Genomic DNA, 13,385 nt, shown 5'->3' with positions numbered 1-13,385 from the left:
AATAGTATCTCTTGTTCTTTCTAAAGAAAGAACCCTCTTAAGCATAAATTAAATAGTGATGATTAGGAAGCCTATGTTTTGGTGGTTTTTGGCCGAAAACGTATCGACTTTTTTCTAATCGTTGCATCTGCTTCCGTATTTTGAACTTGCATAGCGTCATGGGCAACTGTTCCTTTTAAAGGTTTATTACGCCCTTTTTTCTTTCCCCATTTCCGGTTGTACCAGATTATAAAACCTGTAATTGGTAAGGAGCCAGCGATGAAGGTCAGAATAAATGCTAACACTTTCGTGGGAAACCCCCAGATGGAACCAACATGGATATCATAATTGAGTCTTCTAAATTTTTCACCTGCATGGAGTTCATAAAAATCCTTATTAAATAGCGAAATATTGTTCGGTAAAAATGTGCCCGTATACTGGTCGAATGAATAATAGCGATTGTTGTACTGCCTATCCATATCATTTCTAATGTATACTGAAATCGTGGCATCTTTTTTTAAGGTATCCGGATAGGTGATTGTCAAATAATGTGGATCTTTATATTGCGTAAGTATAGTTCGGATTTCTCGATCAAAAGCTTTTGGAAAGTGCGCCAATTGATCAATCTTCGTTGAATCTGAATGAACAGATGTCCGTTCAGCTAAAGGCTTTCCCCAGTTTGTAGACCAATATAGTGCTCTATTGAACCATTCTAGACCATAATACATACCGGTTACAGCCAGTAATAGAACCAAAAGGAAAGAATAAAAACCAACTACATTATGGAGATCCAAGTTGACTCTTTTCCAGCCGGCCCTCCACTTGATCCGGAAGCTTTTCTCACGTGTGGATTTTGTCCATTTTTTTGGATACCACCACACCAACCCTGTGATTAACGTCAGACTGAATATCAGCGTCGCATAATTGACAATTGGACGTCCAATATCTCTCGGTAGCCAGAGAAATCGGTGTCCACTGAGTGTCCAAGCAAAAAAGCTATTTAATTTTTTTCTTAACTGTGCTTCTTCCGAATTATCCTCCATTTGCAGGCCTAAGTATTTACCAGTGTAAGGGTGTAATAAGTGCACCTGCGGTTGTGTTTTTTTAGTATCGTCTTTGTCTTTTACATGAATGGTAAAGGAAACGGGGTGATCTCTTGTATAAGTAATACCTCGTACAACAGTATTTGGATAGAGTGAGTCCGCAAGACTAAAAATGCGCGATGGAGCAATCAACGATTGGCTGGAAGCAAGGATATATTGTCTTTCTTTTTTCGGAATGGCAAGATCTGTGATTTCATGATTGAAAACCCAGAGGCAAGCCATCAAGCAGATGACAAAGACAATAATCCCGGAAATTAATCCCAGCCAAAGGTGTAGCCAATTATTAACCAATCGAAATATCGACGTGTTTTTCCTCTTTCTTACAGCCATCCTCAATTTATTTTACAGCAAAGCTCATCGAACTCGTTCGGCTGTACTCTTCAAAATCCTGTCCTGTTACTTTTTCTCTTTTAGAGACTTCAGCATAATATTTGCCTTTCCATTCGGGAGTAAATTTGACTCGACCTTGCTCATCTGTTTCCAGCCATTTAATCCAGCCACTCGGTGCAATGATTTGAACCGCGGTATTGGATGCAGGCTTGCCTTTTTGGAATAAAGTCAGAGTGACTTCTTTTTTATTTTTAAATGCAGTTTGTTCAGCGAAGACAAATAACTCATTATCAAGGTGCGTTGCTGTATTGCCAATGGTGGAATTTCCGACTTGAATGGTTGCTATTGCATTGATCTGATATTGTGTTTTAGCGCCTTTCTTCCTTTCAGTATCTCTTTTTAGAGAAACATGATACACGCCGTCTTGGTCAGGAATGAATGACGTCAAAAGGTGATCATCCTGTGCTGTAGTGATTAAAGACGAGGTGCTGCCATCCGGTTTAATCAGTGTCAATGTAATTTCCATACCTGCTTTGTACCACCACCATTTGGAGATGACTTCATGTTCATCAGGTTCGCCATAGACTATTTTTATAGCGTGGGATTTTCCTTGAATGCCCTTTAGTGAGGTTTCAATAAATACCGCATGTGCCGAAGCCGATAGAACGATAAAAAAGGAGAGGAGTGTGAATATTAATTTTTTCATATAGTTTAACTTTCGGGTTTTTGAATAGAGAAATACCGAGCCGGAATGTGATACCTCCTCGGTATTTCTTAAAAGGTGTTTAATTTTATTTGAGTTTATTCAGATGATAAACTTGCGTAATTCCCGGGTCGATCTCGGCGCCACGTTTTACGGAATTATTAGCCGGATCGTATTCATATACAAACCATTTCGATTCGTCTGTTTTGAATACATCGTACAGTTTACCATTCTCCATAAAATTCATTGTTGTTTTTGATTCACCGCCACCAACTAGAATTCTTAGATCCGCAATAACTTTTTTGTTTGAAGGATCTATGACATATGGACTGATATAAACTTTACCGTTTCCTAATTTTTGTACCTGTGCAGTACTATTTTTGAATACATTATAATCTTTTAAATCAAAGAAATAAGTTGGATCGAAGGTCGTTTCGCCCGATTTAATACGTAAAAGAGCATAGGTAGCCACATTGGTTTTTTTAGTTACGATATACAGGTCGTTATTATCGTCTGTGAAAGACAGTGTTTGTACCTCCCAGTGTCCAGCGGTAAAGCCACCGCGTCCATCTTTTATAATTTTACCATTGGCCAAACTTGGGTAATCGCAAACATACATGTATGCTGTATCGATGATATCCTGACGTGTCTCATTACTTCTATATTTGTGACCAACAAATAATTTGTCACCTCTTTGCGTGAAGCTTGTCGGTACGATATAGGGGTTATGATCTTTTCCTTCTGGAGTTTTAGGATTAAATTTGATCATTGGTATTTCCACACCCACTGTCTTATTGATGGTCATGTTGTTGACATTCATAAAGTAGATGGGTTGTTCCAGTACATTTTTCTCTTTATTCGTAACACCGGCCGTTTTAGTGACGACCATTTCATCTTTTGTACTGATATCTTTTAAAACTTTTCCTAAATAAAAATTTCCAGGGAAGGCATAGTTATTGGTCTCTTTCCAGGATTTGCTATTTAGGATTTCAAATTGACTAAACCTTGTACCATCATTGGATATATAGTATTTCCCTTCATAGGCATAGGCGTAAATAGCATAAAAAGATGCGGGAAGGTGAGACGTAATATCGATTCCTTGATTGTTGTTGGGAGTCAATAGAGTATCTTTCATCAAATTGTCTGCAGTGAGCAGATAGGAAGAACCCGATGCGGTCGTCACCCATATACTATATAAGCTATTTGAATTCTGTGTTGGCTTTTCAGGGCTGGTGATTTCCGGAGACTTCTTACAAGAAGAAAATAATACTGTCGCAGCGAATATTGCGATGGCGAATTTGTTGATTTTCATAAAAAATATGTATTTATTGTTTTTACATGATTGATAATCTCAGCTTGACATAAAATGCCCGTCCAGGCTTTTGGAGGCGAAAGTTGTCGTATGCTCTTTCATCTGTCAGGTTTCTGGCTTCAAAGGATACGTTGTATTTATTACGATCCCAAGCATAGCTAAGTACAGCGGAATGGATATTTTGAGACGGAATATGATCTTTGGATTCAAGAGAACCGAGGTATGCTTCTGTAAGGTAAAACCAGTTGGAATATTGATGTAAATAGGATAATTGTATTCTGCTTCCTTTTTGAAACCAGTTATTCTGGATAAGGCTTACATCTACGTTTCCATAGATCCATGGTCGATTGGCAAGTTGGTGGCCATAATTTAAGCTGACCTGTTGATTACCGGAATCATCTGTGTATTTTGCATTGTCGATGGCTTTATCGTAAGAGCCATTGAGCGTAATAGCAAAAAGATCCTTAAATCCATATTTCACTTCAGCTTCAAAGCCATAGAGCTTGACACCATCAACGTTGTAATATTGAAAATAATCGTTTCCATTCTGTGTAACGGCGCGGGTGTTAATATAATGATCTGCTAATCTGTAGAAACCCGTTACATCTACATTGATAAAATGATCCTGGTTGATGAAAGTATTGTAGTAAAATCCGGTGTTGATATTATCGCTGCGTTCAGGTTTTAAATCCCAATTTGACGTAATATTTTGGCCGTCGCCAAAAAGGCCCGTCATGGATGGTAAGTTATATGCTCTTTCATACGACAGCTTCCATCCACCATCTTTTGTGATTCTATACCTTGTGGCAATACTCATGCTATAATAACTGCCTTGTTTTTTTTGATGAATGATGTCTCCACTTAGCAACTCGTTATTTCCATCAAATTTTCGTTCATCAATATCTTTGGATGCATCTAATCGATAATATTTTATCGCTAAAACATTTGATAATCGTTTATCAAACCATTGGTTTTGCCATGATAAACCTAAAATATGTCTTCCCAAATACGATGGTAATCCAGATCGGTCGTAGTTCCCGATTCTATCATATTCTTTTTGGTTGTTGCTGTTAAAGTTGTAGTTGAAGTTTAAACTTTGATTGCGGGCTTCATCAAAATCGTAGTTTAAATTGACCCGCGCTAAGTAATTCGACAAATTATACTTTACATCTTTCTGCGGGTTGGGCGTTGTACCGATTTGATTTGATATCCAACCTCCAGACCAGTCGTAATTATACAATGCGGTATCTCTTACATATCGAGTGTCGTAACTATAACTTGTGAAAACGTCGGCGTAAAGACGGTTTACAACGAAATTGTTTTTTTTGTAACTCAGGGTTGGCATCAAATAGTTACTTTCAGACCATGATCCGCCATACACCTTGTTAATGGAAGCTCCTAGTTGGTTCTCTTTATGATTTTGGGAATAAGTCAGACCTGCATAAAATTGATCAACCCAAGATACATCCCTGAAACCAGCTTCTAACTGTCCCATGGCAGAAGTGTAAGCATCGTTAAATCGCTTGACTTTAGGCACGGGAACAAATTTATTATCGACAGTCTTTTCTAAAATAACATTGTACTTTTCTGCTGTGTACATGGTATAATCATTGTCAGAATGATTGTAAAATGCATTCATTCGGAGTGATAGTTTGCTTTTCGGATTGGTAAATGTACCCACTACTGCGGCTTGATGTGTATTTAAGGAGCCAAGCGAATAACTGAGGTCCAAATAAGGTCTTGCGCGACGTTTGGTAATGATATTGACGGCACCGCCTAAGGCATCAGAACCTAAAAATGCAGGTACTACACCCTTATAAACTTCAACACGGTCTATAAGATTGACGGGGATATTATTTAAAGACATTGATGTACCAAAGTTCTCCATGGGGACACCGTCGATGTAAATTTTTGGATCTAATCCATTGATCCGAAATATAAAATTGGATCCCAATCCACCATCTTCACGTATCGTTACTCCAGTGGCTCTTTTCAAAACTTGGGTTAAATTTGCGGCTTCATTGGCATGCTTGTTCATATCAATGACGCTCACATTGAATCCTGAACGCTTTATCGATGCTACTTGATGCTCATTTTCAGTTTTTCCACGTGCGGATATAGTAACTTCATCGATATAATTGTGATCTTCTTTAAGCTGAAAATCCTGTATTAATTTATTGTCTAAGGTTCTTTCTTGAGGTCTATATCCAACTGCGGTCACGCGTATAATGGCTTCATTAGATACTGTTGTCTGTAATTTATAATATCCGTCTACACCTGACGAGGTACCCATGGGTTGATCTTTAAGAAGTATGGTGGCTCCTACAATCGGTTTTCCAAAGTTATCTTTGACAAAACCTGAAATAGCATTCTTTTTGGAGGTTTGTGCCTGAGTAAATACAGTAAAAATGAATAACAGTACAAAAGTAGATGTTGACTTCAACATTTTATTTAGATTAAGTATATATAAGAGGGTTGCCTATACTTATCAATTACCGAATGTTGATATTCGTTATTTTTTTAAAAAATATACAAGTGGTTGATTATGAGGTTTATTTTTTTAATACGGAAATGTATTATTACTTCAAATAATTCATACGGACGGTAAAGTTCGTCGTATTTGGAAGTTTGATACCTTTCGAAATTTCTTTTGTCTGCAGGTTATATTTCCAAACGCGATGTTCGTCATTTGAATCATCTATGGCTATATATACGAATTTTTTGTCAGTCCAGACATTTTCTTTCTGCGTACCTTTATCCAATGGAAGGTCGATTTTCTCAATGGAACCGGATTTTAAATCCACTAATCGATATTCAAACTGATAGACAGCATGAAAATTAGAGAAATCTGTATACAGTTTCTTTTGCTCATTACGGATAATAGCCCTTCCATTGCCAACGTACCATATCCCGTAAGCGTGATTTCCGATTATCTTCGAAATATTGATCATATAGTCTTGATCGACTAGCTGCTGCCCTTTATTTTTTCTGAAGATAGCTGTTGGCAAATTGGGGTTATTACCTAGGGCTATACCCGGGTTAGTCATAAAATAGTAATCACCCTGTTCATCTTTAAAACTATAGGATTGTATGATATTGAAGCCTCCAGGATAAGTTGAACGGGTTTCTTTCTGAATATTTACAAGTTTAAAGCTGTCGTATTTTATGGTTGCGTAATAGGTTGTATCGGAGGTTGTATGTCCGTATTTTCCAGTAGCTTTAAAAAAGGAGTAGGCCAACCAAAGATCTTCATTTTCAACATCGACAAGACCGAGATGTAGTGACTTGTATTCTTCTGTCGCAAAAGGTAAGACAAGTGTATCTTCTTTTATGATTTTCATAGCGGCAACATCGATCTGATAGACGTGGGCTTGAGATTTTTTTTCCGCAAGATCTTCTCTGCAAACTGCAATTAGATTATTATTATCTTTCCATGTTATGGTTTCAAAATCACTGTTCTTTAATGGTAGGCTGTCTATAACAACTAAGGATGAACCCTGCAATTGATATTTAGTAAAAACACTTGTTCTACTTGATAATCGATAAAAGAAGCCGTTTTTATAAATATATTCTCGCTCTTGTATACGGGCGGTAGAAAGTGGGATTTGAAGAGTTGGGCTATCTGTATCATCTAAATTTTCAGAAAACAAAAAGCTTGTTGGACTTTCATCTTTGTTGAACAGGCAAAAGACAAAATTGGGATCTATATTTTTTTCAGGAGTTTGTTTACAAGAAAAAATGAAAGTTACAAGGAAAAACAACACTAATAATCGCTTCATGCTTGTGTATTAAATGCTTTGAAATTGTTCTCTGATTTTAATTTGCATATTTGATGGTAAAAAAGCCAGATCACTTTTTTGAAACGCCACGATTTTACCAAAATCTGGAGAATCAGACACAAAATATTCTCTTCCAGCTTTAAATACTAACATATTATGATTACTGTCCAGTAGTTCGAAATCTCTTTTAGGTTTTAAGATAAAGTCTCCCGAAAAAGTCAGTGTTCTATTGACGAGATTAATATTAGCGGTACTATTCTTACTTAACTGCACATCGTAATGGTCTTCGATAAAGAACTTACTATTTTCAACAGATGTATTTGTAAAAGTATGATTATCCAAAGAAGGGTGGGTAAGATAAAAAATAGAACAACCCAACGCAAAAACGACCGCCGCCGCTGCTGCAATTTTTCCCCACTTTATTTTCCTGTTTAAAGTAGCATCTGTAATGATTTTATCCCATATCGCAGATCCAACTTCTTCATTTGCATGATTGCTTTCCGAGATGCTATCCCAGGAATCATTATTCAACCATTTTTCGACTAAATGCTTGTCCGCCTCTGAACATTGCCCAGAAGCATATTTTTTTAGTATTTCTTGGTTGATTTCCATTTTTTGATAATCCGAATACATTCAAAAGTACAAAAAAGAAATTAATAGAAATCGAGCAATGTTGATATTGCAATATTTTTTAAGTCTGATCTTAATAACAGCTAATGCCCTGCTGATATGATATTCGACCGCCCGTTCTGAAATTAATAAGTTATTTGCTATTTCTTTATTGGTCAATCCTTCGTCGCGACTCAGTTTATAAACATTTTTGCATTGCGTTGGCAATGAGTCCACCGCATTATCTAAATGATTTTTAAGTTCTTTGTAATACAGATTATTATCCTCGTACAATTCACTTTTACTGTTTGAAATCAAGTCATGATGCCGCTCCTTATTCCCTTTATTTCTTAGAAATTCCAGCGATTTTAATTTTACTGAACGCAATAGATAGCGTTCGGCATCTTGCAATTGAAGATGCTGCCTTCTTTCCCACAGTGATTTAAAAACCTCCTGAACGATCTCCTTGGCATCATCCTCGTCTCCAAGGCTTTTGAGGGCAAATGAATACATCCTCTTCCAATACAATTGGAACAACTCTTCAAATCGTCTTTTGTTAATCTCTATTTTATGTACTGAGGTATTCAAAGCGTTCAAATATACGTTCTATTTAGACTTATTACAAATAGAAGTCTATGCTTTGTTGAAGTAATTTTGCATTATCGGCTTTGATTATTATCAAACGTTCTGAATTATAGTGATTAATTCTATTCCCTCGGACAAGAGTAGAACAATGTATTTACCATTATGTTGGTTATGAAAGCAGGATAGTAGTTGTTTACATTTGACTTTACCCAAAAAGTACAGACATCGGAAATTAAAATTAATAACCGTTCAGAGGCCATCTTGTTTTTGAAAAAATAAAAAGGTGAGCAGTTGAACTGTAAAATAAATACCATCATTGTTCAGCAATCAGCTGATTATATGGCAGCCATACTAATCATGCTGTTTTGATGACTTTACCAAGACGGACCATGCGACTTTAGTCAATAATAGCGATAACAGGAGAGTATCTTACTGTTAATTCTTATAAGTAAATAAATTTTGAATTCATATGTTTAGTTAAGACAATATGTTGAGATGTGGCTTTTATGTTATATTAAAACATTATGAAATTATCATAGTAAAAGTGATAAAATATATGTAAATTGTTATATAATAGATTATTTGATCCTAACTGTTTTAATAATGAAGTTAAAATTTGTAATCCTTATTTTATTAATTAATGCTTTATCATCGGTATATTGTCGAGATTTTTCGGCATTTAGAAAAGATTTTGAATCTGCGCTAGATAAATCATTAATAAGATGACTTCTGAAATCACATCACGAGGAAACAGCAGTAATAATAAATTGAAAGTTTTTCCAAACCAGTCTGAAATGACAGTTCACAGACATACAACTAATTCAGTAATGTACCTATGATTACAGTAGAATCGGTTTCAAAGAGCTTTAACGGAAAGCCTGCCGTTGATCAAATTTCTTTTCAGGCTTATGATCATGAGATTCTGGTGCTTCTAGGAACGAGTGGTTGCGGAAAAACAACAACGCTAAAAATGATCAACCGCCTTATAGAGGCCGATTCGGGAGATATCTTAATTAATGGTCAGAATATCCGTGATCGGAAAATTGAAGATTTAAGGATGGGAATAGGTTTTGTTATGCAGCATTCCGGGCTCTTTCCTCATTATACCGTTCAACAGAATATTGCTATTGTCCCCAAATTATTAAAATGGGATAAAAGAAAGATCCAAAATCGAATGGCGGAGCTTTTATATAAACTTCATCTTTCCGAAGACATGCTTTCACGGTTTCCCGGCGAACTGAGTGGTGGACAGCAGCAAAGAGTAGGAATTGCCCGAGCACTCATCGCAAATACTCCTGTTTTGCTTATGGATGAACCTTTCGGAGCATTAGATAATATTACAAAAGCCGATATTCATGCAGCATTTAAATCCCTAGAAGAACTTAAGAATAAAACTATTATTCTAGTCACGCATGATGTACAGGAAGCATTTGAATTAGGACATCGAATATGTCTGATGGATAAAGGGAAAATTATTCAGACAGGAACCCCAAAAGAAATGCTGTATCATTCAAGAAATGACTTTGTTCATGATTTTTTTGCTGAAAACCATCTTTTATTGGAATACAAAATAGCCACTTTAAAAGATGTTTTAGGCTATATGGAACCTGAAAATAGATTAGAAGAGTTCGATTTCAAAGAAACGACAACCGTCTGGAATGCCCTACAAAAATTAAGTTCAGATTATAAAAACACCGGACATTATGAAAATCTGATCAAGGGGTTTAATGATTATAGAAAATTACAGATCGTATGATGCAGCAAAGTCTCTGGCAGTTTATTATGGAGCAGCATGAAAAACTGCAAACTCAGATTATACAGCATCTTGGGCTTACTTTTCTTTCATTGCTTCTGGCTATTGTTATTGGTGTGCCTTTAGGAATATTAATCGCCCGCAAAAGGAAATTATCAACTCCTGTTCTCGGATTAGCGGGAGTTTTACAGACAATTCCAAGTATTGCCTTATTGGGCTTCATGATTCCTATTTTTGGAATCGGTGCAAAACCAGCTATTATTGCCTTACTTATTTACGCGCTTTTGCCCATTATCCGTAATACATATACAGGAATCACAACGGTAAGTCCGATTGTTGTTGAAGCTGCAAAAGCTTTGGGGATGAATAAAAGTCAGCTTCTTTTTAAGGTCGAATTTCCGCTGGCAATGCCTGTAATCATTGCAGGAATAAGAACTGCTGCGGTTATTAATGTCGGAGTTGCCACTCTGGCTTCATTTGTTGCCGCAGGAGGTCTTGGTGAATTTATCTTTGGCGGAATATCGCTTAATAATACAAATATGATCTTATCTGGTGCAATTCCTGCAGCCCTAATGGCGGTTATACTAGATCAGGCAATTGCTGTTGTACAAAAATTCGGATATAGAATCTTTCATAAGTTAAAATATATCATTCCTGCATCACTTATCATGGTGGGAGTGGTCTATGGAGTTACTTCTATTTCCCATCAAAAAATTACAGCTGGTTTTACGCCGGAATTTATGGGAAGACAGGATGGAGATCTTGGTTTGCGTTCTGTTTACGAACTTAATGTAAATCCTGTCGTTGTAAGTGATGCCATTATGTATAAAGCAGCTTATGAAGAAGAACTCGATCTGATTAGTGGGTATTCTACTGACGGAAGAATTAAGGCTTTCGATCTATATGTTCTGGAAGATAACAAAAAGATATTTCCGCCTTATTATGCAGCTCCAATTATTAAATCAAAAACATTGGAAAAGTTTCCGGAACTTGAAGAAACACTTAATCTCTTGGCCGGAAAATTTAATGATTCTATTATGACGGATCTGAATTACAAATCCGACTATCTGAACCAAACCCCTGAAAAAATTGCGAAAGATTTTTTAATTAAAAATAAGTTATATAAAAAATCAAACCTTGGAAATGCAGGAACAGTGCGCATTGGCTCGAAGATATTTGGCGAGCAGTATGTTCTTGCCGAAATGTATAAAATGCTGATAGAAGGCTATACGAATTATAAGGTGCAGACCAAAACGGGACTGGGAGGAACTAAGATTTGTTTTGATGCATTGATGAACGATGCAATAGATTTTTATCCTGAATACACGGGAACCGGGTTGTTGGTATTGTTAAAGCCCTCAGATGGAGATCTGAAAAAGGTTACAAAAAGTCCAGAAGAAACCTATCAATATGTGAATTCTGAATTTCAGAAACAGTATGGAATTCAATGGCTGAGGCCCTTAGGATTTAACAATTCTTATGCATTAATGATGCGCAGGAAACATGCTGTTGAACTCCAGATAAAGAGCATATCCGATCTTAAAAAATATTTTGATAAAGAATAATATGAATAAATCAATTTAAAAGATCCATTTTTTATTTTCACCTCTATGATCCCAATAATGATCTGTCTGATCATCAGATGGAAAACCCTCAAAAGGACAGCGCTCTATTGAATGTTCCTTTTTTTGCTTTCTACCGAAATAAAAAAGGAAAAACTGCCTTACTCTATCTTAAAGATAAGTTCAAAATCAGCAGCATTGCTTCTTTATGAGAGAATGGTTTTGATTTTTTGAAACATTCTCTAGTATTAGTTTGTGAATCGATTTTGAAAAAATGGTATAAAAGTTTTAACTGCAAACTCGTAAAATCCTCTTTTATCTGCTCCTTATTCGGATGTATGTTTTTATTCTTAAATATGTTGTTAATTGATTGATTTTTATAGTTTTTGGTCGTTGTGAGATCATGTTTCCAATTTTCTTTTGCTCAGAAAAATAACGTTTAGTTTGTGAAAAATTTAATTACTGTACTGATATTTTTATGTAGTATTGTAAGAAAATTACTCGAACGTTTTTAGCAGGTAAATTGAGGCCAACTGTAAACAATTCCGAAAAGAAAGCATATTTTTAAATTAATGAATATTCACAATCAACTATTATTTTTTCTAAGTGCTTTAGGTGTTTTTAATAGTCTTGTTTTGGGCTTTTATTTTTTATTTTTAAAAAGAAACAAAGTTGTATCCGATTTATTTTTAGGGCTTCTATTATTATCGCTAAGTACACGAATCGGAAAATCTATATTTTATAATTTTAATCCACAGTTATCAAAAACGTATTTACAAATAGGTTTGTCGGCTTGTGTTTTAATTGGTCCTTTATTGTACTTTTTTGTTAAATCAATATTGCAAAAGCTTAATTATTCTTTTGCAAAATATAGTCTAATTTTTTTAGTAGTAGCTGTAGCTGTTTTTGGATTCCTTTTCCCATACAAGCATAATTCTGAGGTATGGAGAGGAATAATTTATTACTCTATAAATATTCAGTGGTTTATTTTTATTGTATTATCCATTTATGAGGCTAAACAAATTTTCAGGAAGTTAGTGACCAATCGCCATCAGATTAGTTATGAAGAAACTTGGATATTATCAATTATTTGTGGTGTTTTTGCAATTTGGCTTTCCTATTCTTTATCTAGATATACGTCGTATATTTCTGGTGCTTTGACCTTTTCCTTTAGCTTTTACATTTCGTTTATGCTGATTTATTATGCAAAAAACAAAACGTTAAATCCTGTCATTAATAAAGAAAAATACATCAACAAAATAGATGAAAAGCTGGTAAAGGAAATTCAAGAAAAAATTAATATACTTTTTGAAACAAGAAAAATCTATACTGACCCTGATCTCACTTTATCAATTTTAGCAAAAGAATTAAATATTCGACCTCAATTACTATCACAATTAATTAATGATAATTTGAACAAAAGTTTTACTCAATTTATTAATGAATATCGAATTGATGAAGCAAAACGATTATTAATTGAAAGCCCTCAGTTGAAAATAGATGCTGTGGGTTTTGAATCTGGCTTTAATTCGAGCAGTACATTTTATAGTTCATTTAGAAAAATCACAGGAACTACGCCTTCAAATTATCAAAAACATAATTTTTACTCCTAAAATATACATCCGTACTTCATTATGATAAACTTGGACTGATTTGAAACTTAAGCAATA

The 13,385-nt window shown here is 35.3% G+C and carries 10 protein-coding genes; 3 read left to right on the top strand and 7 right to left on the bottom strand.

From position 1 onward, the window contains the following. Positions 1-71: 71 nt before the first annotated feature. The 7 genes from FHR29_RS10045 to FHR29_RS10015 form a co-directional block, all read right to left on the bottom strand. On the bottom strand, positions 72-1,412 hold the full coding sequence (locus FHR29_RS10045) for a PepSY domain-containing protein (RefSeq protein WP_132841692.1): 1,341 nt from the start codon (positions 1,410-1,412) through the stop codon (positions 72-74). Between the two features lie 7 nt (positions 1,413-1,419). Then, entirely contained in the window at positions 1,420-2,118 is a 699-nt protein-coding gene (locus FHR29_RS10040; RefSeq protein WP_132841694.1) for a DUF4198 domain-containing protein, read from the bottom strand. Positions 2,119-2,203: 85 nt separating this feature from the next. Next, a complete protein-coding gene (locus tag FHR29_RS10035) occupies positions 2,204-3,427 on the bottom strand; it encodes a hypothetical protein (protein WP_132841696.1) in 1,224 nt (407 codons plus the stop codon). Between the two features lie 22 nt (positions 3,428-3,449). After that, complete coding sequence (locus FHR29_RS10030) at positions 3,450-5,873, bottom strand: TonB-dependent receptor (protein ID WP_183914348.1); 2,424 nt, start codon at positions 5,871-5,873, stop codon at positions 3,450-3,452. A 133-nt stretch (positions 5,874-6,006) separates the two neighbouring features. Next, complete coding sequence (locus FHR29_RS10025) at positions 6,007-7,206, bottom strand: hypothetical protein (protein ID WP_183914346.1); 1,200 nt, start codon at positions 7,204-7,206, stop codon at positions 6,007-6,009. A gap of 9 nt (positions 7,207-7,215) precedes the next feature. Next, complete coding sequence (locus tag FHR29_RS10020) at positions 7,216-7,818, bottom strand: hypothetical protein (RefSeq protein ID WP_132841701.1); 603 nt, start codon at positions 7,816-7,818, stop codon at positions 7,216-7,218. Positions 7,819-7,839: 21 nt separating this feature from the next. Then, the gene (locus tag FHR29_RS10015; RefSeq protein ID WP_243655449.1) at positions 7,840-8,412 is read right to left on the bottom strand and encodes an RNA polymerase sigma-70 factor; all 573 of its coding nucleotides are present in this window, start codon (positions 8,410-8,412) and stop codon (positions 7,840-7,842) included. A gap of 823 nt (positions 8,413-9,235) precedes the next feature. On the opposite strand from FHR29_RS10015, the gene FHR29_RS10010 reads away from it, so the two are divergent. The 3 genes from FHR29_RS10010 (at position 9,236) to FHR29_RS10000 (ending at position 13,328) form a co-directional block, all read left to right on the top strand. Continuing rightward, entirely contained in the window at positions 9,236-10,156 is a 921-nt protein-coding gene (locus FHR29_RS10010) for an ABC transporter ATP-binding protein (protein WP_132771427.1), read from the top strand. Continuing rightward, positions 10,153-11,718 carry an ABC transporter permease/substrate-binding protein gene (locus tag FHR29_RS10005; RefSeq protein ID WP_132841708.1) on the top strand — a complete coding sequence of 522 codons (1,566 nt, stop codon included), beginning with the start codon at positions 10,153-10,155 and terminating at the stop codon, positions 11,716-11,718. The genes FHR29_RS10010 and FHR29_RS10005 overlap by 4 nt, the downstream gene beginning before the upstream one ends. A 569-nt stretch (positions 11,719-12,287) precedes the next feature. After that, a complete protein-coding gene (locus FHR29_RS10000; protein ID WP_183914344.1) occupies positions 12,288-13,328 on the top strand; it encodes a helix-turn-helix domain-containing protein in 1,041 nt (346 codons plus the stop codon). Positions 13,329-13,385 lie beyond the last annotated feature (57 nt).

The organism is Sphingobacterium sp. JUb56 (assembly GCF_014191365.1).
In the GTDB taxonomy this organism is placed as follows: domain Bacteria; phylum Bacteroidota; class Bacteroidia; order Sphingobacteriales; family Sphingobacteriaceae; genus Sphingobacterium; species Sphingobacterium anhuiense.
This window is presented reverse-complemented; position numbering and strand designations above follow the sequence as displayed.

Excerpts from the sequence above, each read along its gene's own strand:
- FHR29_RS10045 (WP_132841692.1), bottom strand. The coding sequence starts at position 1,412 with ATGGCTGTAAGAAAGAGGAAAAACACGTCGATATTTCGATTGGTTAAT.
- FHR29_RS10040 (WP_132841694.1), bottom strand. The coding sequence starts at position 2,118 with ATGAAAAAATTAATATTCACACTCCTCTCCTTTTTTATCGTTCTATCG.
- FHR29_RS10035 (WP_132841696.1), bottom strand. The coding sequence starts at position 3,427 with ATGAAAATCAACAAATTCGCCATCGCAATATTCGCTGCGACAGTATTA.
- FHR29_RS10030 (WP_183914348.1), bottom strand. The coding sequence starts at position 5,873 with ATGTTGAAGTCAACATCTACTTTTGTACTGTTATTCATTTTTACTGTA.
- FHR29_RS10025 (WP_183914346.1), bottom strand. The coding sequence starts at position 7,206 with ATGAAGCGATTATTAGTGTTGTTTTTCCTTGTAACTTTCATTTTTTCT.
- FHR29_RS10020 (WP_132841701.1), bottom strand. The coding sequence starts at position 7,818 with ATGGAAATCAACCAAGAAATACTAAAAAAATATGCTTCTGGGCAATGT.
- FHR29_RS10010 (WP_132771427.1), top strand. The coding sequence starts at position 9,236 with ATGATTACAGTAGAATCGGTTTCAAAGAGCTTTAACGGAAAGCCTGCC.
- FHR29_RS10005 (WP_132841708.1), top strand. The coding sequence starts at position 10,153 with ATGATGCAGCAAAGTCTCTGGCAGTTTATTATGGAGCAGCATGAAAAA.
- FHR29_RS10000 (WP_183914344.1), top strand. The coding sequence starts at position 12,288 with ATGAATATTCACAATCAACTATTATTTTTTCTAAGTGCTTTAGGTGTT.